The sequence below is a fragment of the Nisaea sp. genome (assembly GCF_040217065.1).
In the GTDB taxonomy this organism is placed as follows: Bacteria; Pseudomonadota; Alphaproteobacteria; order Thalassobaculales; family Thalassobaculaceae; genus Nisaea.
In genome coordinates this window covers 388,305-405,803 of record NZ_JAVJNX010000005.1, presented here as the reverse complement: position 1 = coordinate 405,803, position 17,499 = coordinate 388,305, and the positions used below count along the sequence as shown (strand labels likewise).

19 protein-coding genes are annotated in these 17,499 nt (G+C 64.7%); 2 read left to right on the top strand and 17 right to left on the bottom strand.

Annotated features, from left to right (window positions below):
- Positions 1 to 10 precede the first annotated feature (10 nt).
- The 8 genes from RH950_RS06540 to nhaA form a co-directional block, all read right to left on the bottom strand.
- On the bottom strand, positions 11 to 1,417 hold the full coding sequence (locus RH950_RS06540) for an FAD-dependent oxidoreductase (protein ID WP_350054903.1): 1,407 nt from the start codon (positions 1,415 to 1,417) through the stop codon (positions 11 to 13).
- Positions 1,414 to 1,734 carry a (2Fe-2S)-binding protein gene (locus RH950_RS06535; RefSeq protein ID WP_350054901.1) on the bottom strand — a complete coding sequence of 107 codons (321 nt, stop codon included), beginning with the start codon at positions 1,732 to 1,734 and terminating at the stop codon, positions 1,414 to 1,416. The genes RH950_RS06540 and RH950_RS06535 overlap by 4 nt, the downstream gene beginning before the upstream one ends.
- Positions 1,715 to 2,833, bottom strand: coding sequence for an NAD(P)/FAD-dependent oxidoreductase (locus tag RH950_RS06530; RefSeq protein WP_350054899.1), 1,119 nt, complete (start codon positions 2,831 to 2,833; stop codon positions 1,715 to 1,717). The genes RH950_RS06535 and RH950_RS06530 overlap by 20 nt, the downstream gene beginning before the upstream one ends.
- Positions 2,834 to 2,839: 6 nt before the next feature.
- Complete coding sequence (locus RH950_RS06525) at positions 2,840 to 3,196, bottom strand: arsenate reductase (protein WP_350054897.1); 357 nt, start codon at positions 3,194 to 3,196, stop codon at positions 2,840 to 2,842.
- Between the two features lie 3 nt (positions 3,197 to 3,199).
- Positions 3,200 to 4,348: a M14 family metallopeptidase gene (locus RH950_RS06520; protein WP_350054895.1), complete on the bottom strand. Its 1,149-nt coding sequence runs from the start codon at positions 4,346 to 4,348 to the stop codon at positions 3,200 to 3,202.
- A gap of 121 nt (positions 4,349 to 4,469) precedes the next feature.
- A complete protein-coding gene (locus RH950_RS06515) occupies positions 4,470 to 4,784 on the bottom strand; it encodes a P-II family nitrogen regulator (protein WP_350054893.1) in 315 nt (104 codons plus the stop codon).
- Positions 4,785 to 4,795: 11 nt separating this feature from the next.
- Complete coding sequence (locus tag RH950_RS06510; RefSeq protein WP_350054891.1) at positions 4,796 to 5,803, bottom strand: sodium-dependent bicarbonate transport family permease; 1,008 nt, start codon at positions 5,801 to 5,803, stop codon at positions 4,796 to 4,798.
- Between the two features lie 4 nt (positions 5,804 to 5,807).
- Positions 5,808 to 7,025 (bottom strand): Na+/H+ antiporter NhaA, encoded by a 1,218-nt coding sequence (nhaA, locus tag RH950_RS06505; protein WP_350054889.1) that lies wholly within the window; start codon positions 7,023 to 7,025, stop codon positions 5,808 to 5,810.
- 114 nt (positions 7,026 to 7,139) lie between these two features.
- Here nhaA and RH950_RS06500 point away from each other — a divergent pair, with 114 nt between their 5' ends.
- Positions 7,140 to 7,325 carry a helix-turn-helix domain-containing protein gene (locus RH950_RS06500; RefSeq protein WP_350054887.1) on the top strand — a complete coding sequence of 62 codons (186 nt, stop codon included), beginning with the start codon at positions 7,140 to 7,142 and terminating at the stop codon, positions 7,323 to 7,325.
- Positions 7,326 to 7,343: 18 nt separating this feature from the next.
- Here the strand turns inward: RH950_RS06500 and RH950_RS06495 are convergent, their stop codons facing one another.
- From RH950_RS06495 to pcaF, 6 genes are all read right to left on the bottom strand, one after another.
- Positions 7,344 to 7,646: an alkylphosphonate utilization protein gene (locus RH950_RS06495; RefSeq protein ID WP_350054885.1), complete on the bottom strand. Its 303-nt coding sequence runs from the start codon at positions 7,644 to 7,646 to the stop codon at positions 7,344 to 7,346.
- A 164-nt stretch (positions 7,647 to 7,810) separates the two neighbouring features.
- A complete protein-coding gene (locus RH950_RS06490) occupies positions 7,811 to 8,443 on the bottom strand; it encodes a LysE family translocator (RefSeq protein ID WP_350054883.1) in 633 nt (210 codons plus the stop codon).
- A gap of 176 nt (positions 8,444 to 8,619) precedes the next feature.
- The gene (locus tag RH950_RS06485; RefSeq protein WP_350054881.1) at positions 8,620 to 9,006 is read right to left on the bottom strand and encodes a tautomerase family protein; all 387 of its coding nucleotides are present in this window, start codon (positions 9,004 to 9,006) and stop codon (positions 8,620 to 8,622) included.
- A gap of 29 nt (positions 9,007 to 9,035) precedes the next feature.
- Positions 9,036 to 9,368: a hypothetical protein gene (locus tag RH950_RS06480; protein WP_350054879.1), complete on the bottom strand. Its 333-nt coding sequence runs from the start codon at positions 9,366 to 9,368 to the stop codon at positions 9,036 to 9,038.
- Positions 9,369 to 9,386: 18 nt separating this feature from the next.
- A complete protein-coding gene (locus RH950_RS06475; RefSeq protein ID WP_350054877.1) occupies positions 9,387 to 10,895 on the bottom strand; it encodes a 3-hydroxyacyl-CoA dehydrogenase in 1,509 nt (502 codons plus the stop codon).
- 4 nt (positions 10,896 to 10,899) lie between these two features.
- Positions 10,900 to 12,108, bottom strand: coding sequence for a 3-oxoadipyl-CoA thiolase (gene pcaF, locus RH950_RS06470; protein WP_350054875.1), 1,209 nt, complete (start codon positions 12,106 to 12,108; stop codon positions 10,900 to 10,902).
- Positions 12,109 to 12,267: 159 nt separating this feature from the next.
- Between pcaF and RH950_RS06465 the strand changes: the two genes are divergently transcribed.
- Positions 12,268 to 13,053 carry an enoyl-CoA hydratase-related protein gene (locus tag RH950_RS06465; protein ID WP_350054873.1) on the top strand — a complete coding sequence of 262 codons (786 nt, stop codon included), beginning with the start codon at positions 12,268 to 12,270 and terminating at the stop codon, positions 13,051 to 13,053.
- Between the two features lie 70 nt (positions 13,054 to 13,123).
- On the opposite strand, the gene RH950_RS06460 is transcribed toward RH950_RS06465, so the two are convergent.
- From RH950_RS06460 to RH950_RS06450, 3 genes are all read right to left on the bottom strand, one after another.
- Positions 13,124 to 15,604: a patatin-like phospholipase family protein gene (locus RH950_RS06460; protein WP_350054871.1), complete on the bottom strand. Its 2,481-nt coding sequence runs from the start codon at positions 15,602 to 15,604 to the stop codon at positions 13,124 to 13,126.
- 89 nt (positions 15,605 to 15,693) lie between these two features.
- Entirely contained in the window at positions 15,694 to 16,698 is a 1,005-nt protein-coding gene (locus RH950_RS06455) for a zinc-dependent alcohol dehydrogenase family protein (protein WP_350054869.1), read from the bottom strand.
- 27 nt (positions 16,699 to 16,725) lie between these two features.
- Entirely contained in the window at positions 16,726 to 17,487 is a 762-nt protein-coding gene (locus RH950_RS06450) for an SDR family NAD(P)-dependent oxidoreductase (protein ID WP_350054867.1), read from the bottom strand.
- Positions 17,488 to 17,499 lie beyond the last annotated feature (12 nt).

Below are 17,499 nucleotides of genomic sequence, written 5' to 3'. Positions count from 1 at the left end.
TTCCTCCAGGTTAGTCCGGTCCATCCAGCGCCGCCAGTTCTCCGACGGTCACCGGCTTGATGGGCGGACGGATTCGGTAATAGCCGATCTCATCGGGTTTTTTGTCATGCGCATCGGCCAGAATTTCGGTCACGGTCAGGCCGCACATCCGGCCCTGGCACGGGCCCATGCCGGCACGCAGGAAAGCTTTCGCCTGGTTCGGCCCGGGCGCCCCATCGACGGCCGCTCCGCGCACCGCGCGGGCGCTGACGTCCTCGCAGCGGCAGACAGGCACATCTCCGTCGAGCTTGCCGATCCAGGCGGGCGGCGGATACAGCGCATCAAGCAGTGGCCGCACGGCCATTTCTGCCCGGAGGTGATCGCGCGCCTTGACGATTTCGATATCCCCGGACGGCCGGTTCACCGCGCCAAGTTCCTCGGCGATCTCCAGGGCAGCAATCCGCCCCGCATGTTCAGCCGCCAGAGCACCGCCGATGCCGCCGCCATCTCCGGCGACAAAGACACTGGGAACACTGGTCTCCCCGCGATCGCTCAATACCGGATGAAAACAGCGTTGCGCCACGTTCCAGCGATGCTCGCAGCCGATCAGCCGGGTGAGCTGCGGATTGGGGACCACCCCTTCATGCAGCAGCAGGGTCGTGGCCTCGAGCTCGACGGGCTGCCCGCCGCTCACAAACCGAACGCGCTCGACATGCTCCGTTCCGTGCGCCTCGAGCTCCCGGACATGGCGGTAGACCGGAATCCCGGAGCGGGCCAGCACGCGCATCAGGCGATGGCCCTTCAGCAGCGTGCGCCAGCCGAGCAGCAATGCCTGCGGCAGAAACGGCAACCCGCGCATGGCGGCGCCGGGCGGCGTGGTGTCAAGCACGGCGGCGACCGGGATACCGGCGGCCTGGCATTGCGCGGCGAACAGCAGCAGAAGCGGACCACACCCGGCCAGCACAAGCGGCGCGTCGGGATAGAGGCCGGATGATTTCAACAGTGTCTGCGCGGCTCCGATCGTCATCACGCCCGGCAGGGTCCAGCCCGGCACCGGTACGGGGCGTTCCATGGCACCGGTCGCGATCAGGACGGCCCGCGCCTGCACCTGACGGGTCACCCCGTCCCAGGCAACGACGACGGTCTTCTCACCCTCCGGCGGACTGTCGAGATGCCAGACCATGGCCGACGGCCAGTAGCCGGCCCCGGAGGACCGGAACCGTTCGGTACGCGCCCTGCCGGCCGCATAGTCCGGACCGAGGAATGCCAAGCTGTCAGGCCGATGCGTCGTATTCCGTTCGATCGCCCGCCAGATCTGTCCGCCCGGCTCCGGCTGCTCGTCGATCAGCAGCACGGACAGGCCGGCCTCCCGGGCCGTCGCCGCGGCTTCCATACCGGCCGGGCCGGCGCCGATGATGGCAAGGTCGGTGCGGGTCATTCACTGCCCTCCCCGACGGCGTCGCCCGGCAGTCCCGGCGCGCCCAGCTGGCGGCGCACATCCATGCCGTCGCGCACCGTGACCAGGCAGCCCTGGCGGTTCGGAATACCGTCAATCTCGATCAGACATTCAAAGCAGACCCCCATCATGCAGTAGGGCGCCCGGGCGGCGCCGGATTTCGGCGTCGTCCGGGAATGTCCGATCCCGGCGGCGAGCAACGCCGCCGCGACGCTGTCACCGTCCTGCGCCGACAGGGTCGCGCCCTCGAATGTGAAGCGCACCGCACGGGTGCGTGGATCAGGCAGCCGGCGATACATCGAAGCGCTCCGGGGAGAAGGCGGCAAAGCGGTCGTTGAAACCGCCCTTGAGGATGATAGGGGCAAGCTCCAGGGCGTGCGCCGCGGCCAGCGTCACGCCACTGTGGCAGGAGATGCTGAAGGCACCCGGCGCCGCCTCGGACTCGCGATAGATCGGAAAACCGTCAGGCGCCATCACCCGCAGCGCGCTCCAGGTGCGGACCACGCGGGCTTTCTTCAGGATCGGGAAATACCGGACGACGTTCCGGGCGATCTCGCCCAGCTTGGCCGGGTTGATCGAGGTGTCGTAGCCCGCATCCTCATGGCTGTTGCCGAAATTGATGGTGCCGTCGGCGGTCTGCCGGGCATTGACAAGCAGCATCGGCATGACCGGCTGCATCCGTTCGGTGATCAGGATATGGCCCCGGTTCGGCTCCACCGGAATATCCAGCCCGACCATCGGGGCGAGCCACTTGTTGGCGATACCGGCGGCGATCACGACCTTGCCCGCCCGGAAGATTCCGGCATCGGTCTCGGCCAGGAATCCCTCGCCATCCTGTGCAATGGAAAGGGTTTTCGCCCCGCTGACATAGCGCGCACCGAGCGTCCGGGCGGCAGCGTGCAGGCTGCGCAGCAGGTAGAGCGGATTGACGTGCCCGTCATGCGGGCTGTAGCTGGCACCGGTCACCTCCGGGCCGACCAGCGGCATGACCTTGCGAACCTCTTCCGCGCTCCACATCTCCCGGTCGTTCTCGCCGACGCCGGGCTGGTTGTGCATGCGCCGGATCTCGCCCTCGTTTGCCCGGAAGGACTCCTCGCCGAGGCAGAGCTCGAGACCGCCCTCCTGCTTCAGTTCGATATCGTGGCCACTATGCTCCAGCATGCCATCGGCGAAACCCTGGTAGAGATCCTTGGAGCGCCGGGTCCAGCTGGCATAGTCCGGCATGCCGTCACCCTTGCCCTGCACCCAGACCAGCCCGAAATTGCCGCGCGAGGCCCGGAAGGCAACGTCGCCTTCGTCAAGGATGGTGACGGATGCACCCTCGCGGGCAAGACCGTAGGCAACGGCGGAGCCGACCAGACCGCCGCCGACAACGATGACATCGGAGCTGCCAGCCATCGGCCGTCAGCCGAGCAGCGTTTCGAGATCGGCCTGCACCGCCTTGTCGAAACCGATCAGGCGGATCTCGCCGAGATCGATGACCGGGCGCTTCACCAGGGAGGACTGGCTGGCCAGCAAGGCTGGCGCGCTGTCGGCGTTGACACTCTCCTGGATGGCCGGATCGAGCTTACGCCAGGTCGTGCCACGCTTGTTCACCACCTTCTCGACGCCAAGCTCGGCGATCCATTCTGCCGCTCTATCCTGCGTCAGCCCACCCTTCTTGAAGTCGTGGAAATTGTAGGAAACGCCGCGTGCGTCCAGCCACTTCCGGGCCTTCTTCACCGTATCGCAATTGGCAATGCCATAGACCGTGATCGTCACGTTTCAGTTCCTTTTCATGCGGGGCGGCAGGTCGTCCACCACCGCCAGCAGCACATCGACCAAAGAGCGGCCAAGAATCTTCGAGCGCTCGCCGTCCCAACCATGCACCGGGTCCGGCTGGTTGTCCGCATCCTTGAACGGCATCTCCAGCGTCATGGAGAGCGCACCCAGCCGGTTCGCGATATGCCCGGTCGAAGTGGTCAGGTTGCCCTTTCCCGGCGCCGGTTTCGGATAGCCGTGCGCGGTCTGGAAATCCGGGTTCATCGCCGCATAGGTCTGCTGGAACCGGTCCAGCATGGCGACATGGGCGTCGGAAATTCCGGGCACGCCATAGCTTCCCGCGATGAAATTATACGGGATCGCCTCGTCACCATGCACGTCGAAAGACAGATCGACGCCAAGCCGGTCCATGGCCTGCAGCACGGCCAGCACCTCGGGGCTCTTCTCCGGGCTCGGCGCAGCCCACTCGCGGTTCAGGTTCACGCCCAGCGCATTGGTCCGCAGATTGCCGCGCCGGGTGCCGTCCGGGTTCATGTTCGGCACGGCGTAAATCACCGCCTTGTCCAGCAGTGCCCGGCTGGTGCCGTCGGCCGGATCGAGCAGGCGCTCGATGAAGCCTTCCATGTACCATTCTGCCATCGGTTCGCCCGGATGCTGGCGGCCGAAGACCCAGAGCGGCTTCCGCCCTTCCGCCGCCGCGCCGATGGTCAGCATGTCGATGGTCTGCTTGTCGTGGGTCTCGCCGAGTACCTCGACGGCGCAACGCTCCGACTGCTGGGCGGCGGCAATCAGATCCTCATGCCGCTCCATCGAATAGGGCGCGAAATAGGCGTACCAGACGTAGTCCGACTCCGGCACATGCCGGATGGTCAGCTCCGTGCCGTCATAGGATGTCGGTACCCGGAACCAGGTGTCCCGGTCATAGGAGGCGCAGGCCCGGTAGTTCTCCCAGCCCTTCGGATAGCTCGATCCGCCGGCATTCAGGATCCGCATGGTCACCCCGCGCCCGGCCGCGCCGGCCAGACGGAAATGGAACCACTGGTAAAAATCGGACCCGGTATCCTTGGCGATGCGAAGCTGGATGTCGTTCGGGTCGGTCGCCGTGACGACCTCTATGTTGCCGCTGTCAAAAGCGGCGTCGATACGCGGCATGGGATCTCCCGGTCAGGTAGGCGACGGAGATTAGAGCTGACGGTCGGGTTTGAGAAGAGCCATCGGGGCAATGGTTGATCCCGTCGCGGGCAACACCACCGCTGCCGCGAACAGAAAAGAGCTAGAATTTGTCGGCGCGCACGACCTTGACATCGGACACGGTGATCAGGCCCGCTCTCTCATTGACGAACCCGAAGACGGCTTCGAGCACAGTGTCCTTGTGATGCCGGTCGAGTATGCACCAGAGCATCATCATGCCCTCGGCGCCGGCCACCTGCCCATCCCGCGTCCAGATCCCGTTCAGGCCGCTGCCGCCCTGGACGGGCAGGATGGTGTATCCGTTAACCCCGCGCAGGCTGTCCAGCATGGCGGCGAGACGCGGGACCGCCAGCTGCTCGATCAGGATGTCCAGACGCACTTTCGAATGAGTCTGCATGGAGTTCCTCCTTATCGTGCAACCGAGAACAGCATATCCGCGAGCGCGATATAGAGCGGAATGCCGATCACCACATTGAATGGAAACGTTACGCCGAGCGAGAGCGTGGTGTAGATCGCCGGATTGGCCTGCGGCAGGGCAAGCCGCATCGCCGCCGGCACGGCGATGTAGGAGGCGCTGGCCGCGAGCACCATCATCAGCGCCTTTCCGGCCACCGACAGCTCGAGGGGCCACACCGCCATCGCCATCAGCGCGGCACCGACCAGCGGCATGTAAAGCCCGAACAGGATCGGACCGGCAGAGATCGCCTTGCGGTTCTGCAGCAGGCCGCGCCCGGCCACCGCCCCCATATCGAGCAGGAACAGGCAGAGCACCCCCTTGAACGGATCCGCGATGAAGGGCTTGATGTCGGCCATGCCGGCGGGCCCCGTGAACCAGCCAATCGCCAGCGCCCCGAGCAGCAGGACAACGGAACTGTTGAGGGCCGCCTCGCGGATCGAAAGGGCGGGCCGGGCATCCACCCCTGCCGCATCGCCCGGTCTGCCGGCCGCCGCGGCCAGCCAGAGACCCGCGACAATTGCTGGCACCTCCATGCCAGCCGCCACCGCGACCAGGATGCCCTCTGCCGTGTCGCCCCGGTCTGACAACACCTGGATCGCAGTGAGAAAAGTGACGATACTGATAGACCCGTAATGCGCGGCCACCGCCGCAGCGTCAGTCCGGCCGAGACTGCTCGTCAGCCGGAGCGCACCATAGCCGAGGAACGGGAACAGGGCGCTGAACAGGATGCCGACCGCGAGCGGCAGAAAACTGGCCAGCCCGGCTCCGTTCTCGGCGATCCCGACGCCTCCCTTGAAGCCGATCGCCAGCATGAGGTAAAGCGCGACGGTCTTTGCAATCGGTTGCGGCAGCGATAGGTCGACACGTGCCAGCGCTGCAGCAAAACCGAGGATGAAGAAAAGTACCACCGGCGACCCCAAGGTGCCGGCGGCAAGGCCCAGAAGGGAATTCAGGTCCATGCGGTCATGCCCTCGCGGAGACCGCGCCAGCGGCCGGCTCGGCAGCACGGCGCGTCGCCAGTTTGAGCACCGCATATCCCATCACGCCGGAAAGTATAGATCCGCTCATGACGCCCAGCCGGACTGCGCGGGCGTGCTCGGCATCCGCAAAGGCAAGCGTGCCGATAAAGAGGCTCATGGTGAACCCGATGCCCGCCAGCAGGGAGACGCCATAGATCTGCAGGAACGACGTGTCCTTGGGAAGGCGCGTAAATCCGGACCGGATGGCGAGCGCGGCAAAGCCGAAGACACCAACCTGCTTGCCGACGAACAGACCTAGGGCGATGCCGAGCGGCAGAGGCGCGAGAAGATCCTCGAACGAGAGCCCGGAAAGCGGGATCCCGGCATTTGCAAAAGCGAAGACCGGCATGATGAAGAACCCGACCCAGGGTTTCAGGTCGTGTTCAAGCCGCAGCAGCGGCGGCTCCTCGTCTTCCCTGGTTCGGAGCGGGATGGTCAGGCCGATGACGACACCGGCAAGCGTCGCATGCACACCGGACTTCAGCACGCAGACCCACATCACAATGCCGACCAGCACATAGGGCGCAATCCGCGTCACGCCCATCCGGTTCATCCCGAACAGAGCGGCGGCACCGACGATGCCGGACAGCAGGGAAATCCCGGACAGATCCGCCGTGTAGAACAGGGCAATGATGACGATGGCGCCGAGATCGTCGATGATCGCCAGCGACAGCAGAAACACCTTCAGTGCCGGTGGCACGCCCTTGCCGAGCAGCGCCAGCACGCCGAGAGCAAAGGCGATGTCGGTTGCGGCCGGGATGGCCCAGCCCCGCATTTCCGCCGCCTGGCCCCAGGTGAAGAACAGGAAGACCAGCGCCGGCACCGCCATCCCGCCGACCGCGGCGACGGTCGGCAATGCCGCCTCGCGCGGATCGGAGAGATGGCCATCCACGAGCTCCCGCTTGATTTCCAGGGCGACATAAAAGAAGAAGACCGCCATCAGACCGTCATTGACCCACAACAGCAGCGGCTTATCGATGAGAAGCGGTCCGACACCGACCGTCAGCTTCGTGTCGAACAGCCCGTCATACAACCAGGCCAGTGGCGAATTATCGAGAATGAGTGCCATAATGGCCGCCACGAACAACAGCACGCCGGGCGCTGCCTCGTGGTTCAACAGCTTCGAGACGGACGACGGCAACGCGGAAACGGGAGAGGACATATGGAACTCACTACACGGAATATCAAAAACCGCCACTGATATATGTTCATATGCCTTAATTTCAACAAACAGCTATAAAATGATAATAACGACCACCAGAGAATGAACGATGCCATGCTCAGCAAACCGCTTCTGACCATACATGAGGTCGCCGACCTGTTGAAAATGAAGGAAAGCACGGTCCGCAACTGGATCCGCGACGGCGAGCTGCGCGCGATCAAGATGGGCCGCGACTGGCGTGTCGCGGTGAAGGACCTGGAAACCTACCTGAACGACCACGCGAACAAGCCGGAGCAATGAGCGGGCAGGCTCCGTGCCTCAGCGCTTGCGGACGAATTCCGTCCTGAGCACCAGCCCCTTGATACCCTCGTACTTGCAGTCGATCTCTTCCGGATCGGCTGTCAGCCGGATCGACTTGATCACCGTGCCCTGCTTCAGGGTCTGCCCGGCGCCTTTTACCTTCAGATCCTTGACCAGCGCGACAGAGTCCCCGTCCGCGAGTATGTTGCCCGCCGCGTCGCGGACCTCGATGGCCGCGGCGTTCTCGGCGGCGACCTCGGAAGTCGGACGCCACTCGCCGGTGGCCTCGTCATAGACGTATTCGTCATCCTGGTCGGACATGGGAGCTCTTTCGGGAAAAACAGGGCCGTTCCTTATACGCCCCTGCTCCGCGCGGGCAAGCGCGCACCGCCGTCCGGCTCCCTGTCCCTCCCTCATCCTCGTCCATATCCATGGAACCAGGGTCAAGCCCGGCATGACGGCGCAGACTGTCGAGAACAGGGCCCCTAGGGCTTCAGCAGAAGATAGCCGCCCGCCGCGACGAAGAAGGCGCCGGCCAGCGTCTTCGCCTGGCGCTGGTAGGCAAAGCCCCGCGCCGTCGCCGCCAGCCGTCGTGCCGCCAGGGCATAGACCACCTTCACCCCGCCGACGGAGAGAATTGTGATGGCTGCCAGCACAGCGATATCGGCGCGGGACAAGGCCGCCAGATCGACGAAGGCCGGCAGCAGGCTGGCGTAGAAGAAGATCGCCTTGATGTCGCCGAGGGTGAGCAGCAGCCCCGCCCCGAAGCTCGCCGCCAGACCACCCCGCGCGGCGCCGGGCCTGGGCGCAGGCGCGCCGGAGCCCGTCTGTACGAACTGACTGCGGATCAGGCCGATGCCGAACCAGACAAGGTAAAGCGCGGCGGCATACCTGATCAGACCAAAAAGCGCCCCGAGCTGATTGGCCAGCGCCGCCATGCCGAGGAATGCCATGGCCATGAAGAGCATGTCCCCGGCCACGATCCCGGCCGCCACCGCGAAACCGTGCCGCACCCCGGACAGGGCCGACCGGGCCACGACCAGCGCCACGCTGGAACTTGGCAGTGCCGCCATCGCGGCGAGGACGAGAAACAGGGTGACGGAACTTGCAAGGGTCATCGGCGCGGCGGGTCAGTCATCCGTTTCGGGAATGGCCGTGCGGGACAGCCACGGGAATGCATCACACACTAACCTGCCGGCCAGGCTGCGCCAAACACCGCCTCGGTGATCAGGTTCGGGATGACGTGCCCTAGAGATCAGCGAATTAAGAAGTGTGTCCCCACAATTGCACAACGTCACCCAACCCTATACCCCAACACTAGCTCATCCCCCGTCTTCCCCCGGATCCCCCAGTGCGCCATCGGCGTTTCGAAGATCGTGATCTCCACATCCTCGAGCGGGATGCCGAGCCCCGCGGGCACCCGCTGCATGATCCCGTGCAGCAGCGCCTTCTTGGTCTCCGGCGCCCTGCCCTCGAACATGGAAATCTCGATTACCGTATAGGCCGCGCTCCGGTCCGCCGGGCGGATGAAGTCTTCCGGCTCCAGCGGAATGAACCGGTGGAAGCGCTTGTCTGCGGGGAGTTTCAGGAAGTCGGTGCTGCAACCGTGCAGGATGTCGGACAGCGCCGCGCGGTGGCGGGCGAGATGGGCCCGCTCTCCATAGATCTTGTACTGGGCCATTCTCGGCTCCTGGGGTCCGCTCCGGGGGATTACTTCTCGTCGGAGGGCGGCGGCCCGGACTCGGCGCTGTCGCGCGCGGCTTTCTGGGCCGCAATGCGGGCCCGGTCCTGCCGCCTGACCCGCCACAGTGTGTAGAGATACATCGCCGTGCCGAAGACCAGGCCGTAGACCATCGCCCGGTAGACATCCTCGCCGCCGACCGGCCGGCCTTCGCCGATCCAGCCGTTATACTGGGCGCCGATCATCAGCAGGCACAGCACGACGCCGTTGAAGACGCCCCGCCAGAGCGGCCGTTCCAGGATGAAGGGTTTGCGTTCTTGGCCTTCGGTCTCTGGGGTCCCGGGATTGTTCTCGCCGCTCATGGCGTTTCCTCGCGTCTCTTAATTGGGGGTTTTGATATCCAGCCCCAATTGTGCCCGACGGCGCAGCCAGACGCTAGGCCGATACCGGTCGTCGCCGCTGACGGCATGCATTGCCGCCATGATGGCGAAGGCCCGTTCGACGCCGAGATCGGCGATGATCTCCAGCGGGCCCAGCGGATAGTTGAGGCCGAGCTTCATGGCGAGGTCGATGGAGTCCGGATCGGCGATCTGGATCTGGGCCATCTCGCAGCCGAGATTGCCGACCATGCCGCGGATGCGCTGGCCGATGAAACCGGCCGAATCCGCAATCGCGGTGACCTTGCGACCGTTCTTCTGCAGGGCCGCCGAAACCGCGTTCAGGGCATCGGCGGACGCGCCCGGCGCGGACATGATGGTCACCCGCTTGGAGGTATCGCCGGTGACGTCGATGGCGACAAGGCGGCTATGGTCGATGCCCATGCGGCTGGCGAAGGTGCTGCAATCCTCCCCGAACAAAGCGGCGACGATGGGCGAGCTGCCGTCATCGGTCTCGTCCAGCGCGACCCCCGCCAGGAGGTCGTCCAGCTCCGGCGCCGGCCCCGCGCAATAGACCTGCACCGCAGGGGCGGCTTTGGTCTCGTGATCCGGGCTCGGCGGGTCGATCTCCTGGCCTTTTTCGTCATAGCGGAAATGGCCGATGCCGGTCTTCCGGCCGAACCGGCCCGCATCGTACAGCGCCTTGTGCAGCGGCACGGTGCGCAGGCGCGGGTCGTAGCTGTATTGCTCATGCACGATCATCGAGACGGGGTAATTCACGTCGATCCCCGTCAGATCCATGAGCTGGAACGGCCCCATCCGGAAATGCCCGCAATCGCGCATCACCGCATCGACCTGCGCCGGTGTGGCGACGCCCTCATGCACCACGGCAAGGCCCTCGGTGGTGAAGGCCCGGCCGCCGAAATTCACCAGGAAGCCCGGCGCGTCCTTCACCTTCACCGGCGTGCGGCCCATACGCTCGCCGAGCGCACAGAGACCGTCCATCACCCATTCCTCGGTCGCCGGGCCGCGGATCACCTCGACGAGGCGCATCAGCGGCACCGGGTTGAAGAAGTGGAAACCCGCCACCCGCTCCGGCTTCTTGCAGACCCGGGCGATGGAGCCGATCGGCAGCGACGAGGTGTTGGAGGTCAGCAGGCAGTCGGCGCTGACGTGGTTTTCCAGATCGGCGAAGACCTGCTGTTTCACCTCGAGATTCTCGAAGATCGCCTCGACCACCGTGTGGCAAACGGCGAAATCCGCGAGGGATTTCGCGACTGTGACCTTCGCCGCCATGTCGGCGACGGCATCCGCCGTCAGCTTGCCCTTCTCGACCAGCCGTTCCAGGCGCTTGATGACCTGCTCCCGCCCGGCGTCGGCGCTGCCTTTCTTGGCGTCGAACAGGACCACGTTCATGCCGCCCTGCAGGGAGACCTGGACGATCCCCTGCCCCATGGCGCCGGCGCCGATCACGCCGACGGTGAAATCGGCACGCTTCGCATCGAATGTCATCAGTTCAGACCTTCTCGATGATGGTTGCCATGCCCTGGCCGACGCCGATGCACATGGTGCAGAGCGCGTATTTGCCGCCCTTGTCGTGCAGCTCCTCGGTCGCCGTCATCAGCAGCCGGGCGCCGCTGGCGCCGAGCGGATGGCCGAGCGCGATGGCGCCGCCATTCGGGTTCACGCGGGGGTCGTCGTCGGCAATGCCGAGCTCGCGCAGCGAGGCCAGCACCTGGGCGGCAAAGGCTTCGTTCAGCTCCAGCACGGAAAGATCACCGACCTTGAGGCCGGCGCGCTCGAGCACCTTGCGGCTGGCCGGAATCGGGCCGACGCCCATGATGCGCGGCTCGACGCCTGCGGCGGCACCGGTGACGATGCGGGCGCGCGGGGTCAGGCCGTGTCGCCTGGCGGCTTCCTCGGAGCAGACGATCATGGCGGCGGCGCCGTCATTCACGCCGCTGGCGTTACCGGCCGTGACGGACCCGCCTTCCTTGCGGAACGGGGTGCCGAGCTTGGCCAGCGCTTCCGGCGTGGTGGAGGGGCGCGGATGCTCGTCCGTGTCGACCACGGTCACGGCCCCCTTGCGGCCCTTGATCTCGACAGAGGCGATCTCGCGGGCGAGCCGACCATTTTCCATCGCGGCACCGGCACGCTGCTGGGAGCGCAGCGCGAAGGCATCCTGGTCGTCGCGACTGATCTGGAACTGCTGGGCCACGTTCTCCGCCGTCTCGGGCATGGAATCGGTGCCGTACTGCTTTTCCATCAGCGGATTGACGAAACGCCAGCCGATGGTGGTGTCATAGATCTCGGCATTGCGGTCGAAGGCGCTGGTCGCCTTGCCCATGACGAAGGGCGCGCGGGACATGCTCTCGACGCCACCGGCGATGAAGAAATCGCCCTCGCCGGAGCGGATCGCCCGGGCCGCCGCGTTCACCGCTTCCATGCCCGAGGCGCAGAGCCGGTTCACCGTCGCGCCCGGAACCTCGGAGGAGATCCCCGCCAGCAGCAGGGCCATGCGGGCCACGTTGCGGTTGTCCTCTCCGGCCTGGTTGACGCAGCCGTAATAGACATCATCCAATTGGTTCCAGTCGACCGAGCCGTTCCGCGCCATCAGCTGCTGGATCGGATGCGCCGCGAGATCGTCCGCGCGCACGGAAGACAGGCTGCCACCATAACGGCCGATGGGGGTGCGGATGGCGTCGCAGATGAAGGCTTCGGTCATGATGTCGGCTCCCAAATCTCTTTTTTGCGAAACTCAATTTCGCAGCTTATTGTCGGTGCAGTATGCACAGCCTAATATCCCGGTCAATTTCCAGTCGGGAAGCATAATCATGCCGACCGCGCGGCTCAGCGCGGCGGCCCAATCAAGGGGGAACCAACCGTGTCCGTCGTCATTCTCGATCATCCGCGCGACCGCGAGGAAAACGATCACATCGCCATTGTCCGCATCAACCGCCCGGACGCGCTGAACGCGCTCAATCTCCAAGTCCGGCAGGAGCTGGCCCGGATCTTCCGGGAGCTGACCGAGGACGAGGACGTGCTCGCCGTGGTGCTGACCGGGGACGAGAAGGCCTTTGCCGCCGGTGCGGACCTGAAGGACATGGCGGACCGGACCACGGTCGAGATGTTCCTGCGCCGGACCGAGCGGCTCTGGCAGAACATCGCCGATTACCCGAAACCGGTGATCGCCGCGATCAACGGCTACGCGCTCGGTGGCGGGCTGGAGCTGGCCATGCATGCCGATATCATCGTCATCGGCGAGACAGCCCAGGTCGGCCAGCCGGAAGTCCGGGTCGGCATCATGCCGGGCGCCGGCGGCACCCAGCGCCTGACCCGCGCCGTCGGCAAGTTCCAGGCCATGCGGCTCTGCCTCACAGGCCGTCCGATCGACGGCAAGGAAGCCTATTCCATCGGCATCGCCAGCCAGGTCGTGCCGGACGCCGAGGTGTACGAAACCGCCTACAAGATGGCGAAGGACATCACCCGGATGCCGCCGATTGCCGTGCAGCAGATCAAGTCCGCCATCATCCGCGGACAGGACGCCTCGCTGGAAACCGGCATGGCGCTGGAACGGGCCATGTTCCAGGGCCTGTTCGCCACCGCCGACCAGAGCGAGGGCATGCATGCCTTCATCGAAAAAAGGCGCCCCGACTTCAAGGGGGAATAGCCCCGTCGGGAGCCGGCACGCCGTCAAAGCGTTTGCGTACCAGGGAGCGGCGGGCGATGACACCGGGAGGTCAGTCGCCGCCGTCCGCCGCACCCCAGGCGCGTCCCAGCAACGATCTCAGGCGCGCGCCCTTTATCATATCCTCTCCGATGGCATTTCCCAACTCCCGGTAGGCCTCGAATTGGGCCGGGTCGAAGAACTGGTCGGCGGTCGATTGATGCGGGAAATCCGGGTAGTCGGTCTTGTATCCCCGTGTTTCCAGGCTGAGACCGTCGAGCATGGTCGCCTTCACGTAGATGATCGTGCCTTCTTCCTCCGGCGTGCCGTCATCCCGCGCCGGATAGGTGACGGTGCCGATGATAAAGCCGTGGTCAGCCGCCTTCCCGCCGACCGGAAAACCTGTTGGCCGGCGCGGGACCAGGCTGGAAAGCCGGTTCCGCCAATGGTCGAAGCTCAGAGTGTTTTCGGGCGTGAGCGGTCCGATCGGCAGGTCCCGTCCGGCATAGGCCTTCAGGTATTCCTCTTCGCTCAGGACGGACCGGCCGAATTCTATCTGGACCCCGAAATCCTGGCTGACCCGCCGGACCGCATTCTGCAGATCGCCGAATTTATAGTGCGGATCGGCACCGCCGTCGGACACCAGAATAAGGCTGCAGCGCCGCCGGATCAGTTCATAGATCGCAAGATTTTCGAAATGTCCGCCGTCGCTGAGCTGGTACCATTTTCCGGTTTCCCTCTGCGGCACAAGTCCGCTTTCGACCGCCATGACGTCGAAATGGTTCGGCTTGCTGCGGCGGAAGAGGAACCCGCCGACATCCCGGTTCCGGACCCAGTAGCCCAGCCGGACATTCAACAGGCTCATCAGCCAGGAGACCGGTCTGGAGCGGGTGGCTCCGGTGCCGGCCACGCCGGCATTCGGATTCGCCGCCGCGCCGGAAACCGTCATGGCCGTCGCCAGGGTCATGTCCCCGCCGGCGAAATCCTTTGTCGGCTGAAACCCGCCCGCATCGCCGCCGCAATAGACCCGTGACATCACGAAATTGTCGCCGCCCCGGCGGCGATACAGCGAATCTTCCGAATCCACCAGGATCAGATTGGTGTTCACCAGATGGTAGGGCGCCCCGGTCTCCGGGTCGCTGATCTCGCGCAACATCTCAACATTGGCGCCCAGTGCCTTGCCCGAACGGTTGCGCCGGATTGCCGCCGGCATCGGCATGAAAACCTCCATCAGCCGGTCCCGGTAGAACCGGTGGAGGGAGATGTAGTTGGTGTTGACGAAATAGCCGCTCAGCAGCGCGACCGCGAGGAAGCCGAGATACACCCCGTCACCGACACCGACATGAAGGAATGTGACATCGTTCTGGTCATTGAGGTCGACCATGAAGCCGCCGACATGCACCAGCAGTGCGAGATAGCAGGTGAAGATCAGGCCGCCGGACAGCACCAGGGCAGCGATAGCCGGCAGGAGCAGGTCTTTTACCACGGCATTCTCGGATTTCCGCACCGACGCCAACCCGGCCAGCAATCCCGTGCCGAGCGCGCCCGCACCGGTCGTTCCGAAGGAACCGATCGCCTTGTAGAAAGCCCCCGCAATATAGGGCAACGCACCGACAGCAATCGCGAACACGCCGATCGGCAGCAGAAGCTTGGTCCGGCGATCGAACTGGCGGCGCAATATATAGGACAGCCGCGCACCCCAGCTTGCGACCCGGCCATCTCTCTTCCGGTAGCTGGTGATGAAGAAGGTGCCCATGGCAAAGATCAGTGAGACAACACCGAACCAGCCGAGACAGAGAGCACCGAAGATCAGAATAATCTCGTGAAGATTGATATAGCCGGCACCGAGAAGCTCGGCGACTTCCTGGGGGACATCTTTTCCGGCCGGGTCCCGGTCCGCCCCGAGCATCAGCTGCATCAGGTCCGGCCAACTGTCCCATCTGAAGCCGATCATCAGGATCAGGAACAGCAGGATGAATATCGGAATCCAGACCAGCAGATTGAGCAGAATGCCACGCAGCAGGACAGCCACCCCGGAAAGCAGCGTGATATCGGGGCTCGGCGCAAGATAGGCCGCATGCTCGCGCAGGAAACGCAACATGCCGGTCCAGTGCGCAGGATCGGACCGGTCCTTTGGGTAGGCGGTGCCGAACGGAAAGACCCTTGAGCCTGAACCATAGGGGGCGGACGCCGCTTTCCCGCCATGCTTCATCTCATCGGCCCGGCGCGCAGCCTCGAAATTCCGCCCGAAGAGCCAGCTGAGCGACGCACCGATATAACCGCCGCCGGAGACGGTCGAGAGATAGTCGAACCCCTTCAGGAGATCATGACGGGCAAGAGATTGCAGCAGCCCGAGGGCAAAAGTCGCGGACCGGATCCCGCCTCCGGAGATTGCCAGACCGGCGAAGCGCGATCCGGAAGAGCCGCCGAATGTCCGGCGGCGTGCCGTCAGTATCTCGCTTTCGAGCCGGTAGATTTCCCCGGCACAGAAATTCTCTTTGCGGATCTCGTCCTTGGATCTGCTCGCAATCGGCGTGAAATCGGAATCGGTCATCAGGGCTCTCCCCCATGTTTCCGACAATCATGGAGGAGAGCAAAAAATCACGCAACCTAAACGTGCATATATTCTTATTCAAGACTCGATCAGAGCTTGACGACAAGTTTCCCGAAATGACCGGCAGCCCGCATCGCGTGGAATGCATTGCGGGCATCCTCGAACGCGAATCTGTCGCTGATTACCGGTTTCAGCCCATGCTGGGAAATTGCGGCATTCATCTCCTCGAACATCCGCCGGGAGCCGACATAGATACCCTGCAACCGGATGGATTTCCGCATGATCGCGACGGGATCGATCTGACCGCCGGTCAAAACCCCGATCAGTCCGATACTGCCGGCAATCCGGGTTGCGGCGACCGACCGTTCCAGCGTCCCGGCACCGCCGACCTCGACCGTGTGATCAACGCCCTTGCCACCGGTCAGGTCGAGAACCTGCTCCTGCCATTCCGGATGCACGCGATAATTGACAGTTTCATCCGCCCCCATCGCTTTCAGACGCGCGATCTTTTCGTCGCTGGAAGAGGTACAGATCGCGCGCACGCCCATCAGCTTGCAGAACTGGAGCGCAAAGACCGATACGCCGCCGGTCCCCAGCAACAACACGGTCGAGCCTGCCTTGACCCGGCCGACCTCGACAAGGCTGTGCCACGCGGTCAGCGCGGCGCAGGGCAGCGTCGCGGCTTCCTCGTAGCTCAGATGTTCCGGCATGGCGACCAATCCGTCCTGCCGCAATACCTGGTACTCGGTCAGCATGCCGTCGATCGCCCCGCCAAGAGCCTGCCCCGTCCATTCCGGCGTGATCGGGCCGTCGAGCCAGCCCTGGAAGAAGCAGCCGCAGACCTTGTCGCCGGCCTTCCAGCGGGTCACACCGGGGCCGACCTCGACCACATCGCCCGCCCCGTCCGAATTCGGAATGCGCGGATAGGGAATGCCACGGGGCACCGGCGCCTCAACCGTCGAAAGATCACGATAATTGATGGAAGACGCGCGGACGCGGACCAGAACCTCGCCAGGGCCCGGCTTTGGGTCCGGACGCTCGGTCAGGGCAAGGGCGTCGACGCCTCCATCGGAGTTGATTTCATAAGCTTTCATGGCCGCTTGCTCCGCTGGAAATGAAAATCAGGCGCCGAACCGGCCGCAATCGACAAGCAGGGTCTGCCCGGTAACCGCGCCGTTGGCGCAGAAGAACAGCATGGTCTCGGCGACATCCTCCGGCTCGACCATACGCCCCAGCAGGGAATTGGCGACCGAGGTGTTCTTCCGCTCCGCAGGCCAACCGTCGGTCCAGGGGGTCCGTACCAGACCCGGCGCCACCGCATTTACCCGTACTTCGGGTGACATCGCCTTCGCAAGATTCTTGGTCAGGTTCATCAGCCCGGCCTTGGAAGCGGCATAGGCAATGGAACTGCCAATGCCGCCGAAAGCCGCGATGGAGGCGGTGTTGACGATGCAGCCCCGGCTCTCCGTCAGCGCCGTGCGGGCGGCACGGGCACAGCGGAACGGGCCGATCAGGTTGGTATTGATGATGGTGGACCAGAATTCCTCCGTCATCGCATCCATATCCTCGAACGGGATCGGGTCGAGCGAGACCGGCGTGCCGGCATTGTTGATCAGGATGTCGAGCCCGCCGAGCGCCTCGATGGCGTCCGCCACCATCCGGTCCGCGTCTTTCGGGTCGGCCACGTTGCCCGGAATAGCATGCGCCTTGTTACCCGCCTGCCGGAAAGCAGCCACGGTCTCCTCACCCCGCGGGTCGTCCGGCAGATGGTTCACCGCGACTTCCGCCCCGCATTCCGCCAACAGACGAGCCGTCGCCCGCCCGATACCGGACGCACCGCCCGTGACCAGCGCCTTCTTGCCGCTGAGATCAGCTTTCAACATGTCTGTTCCAAT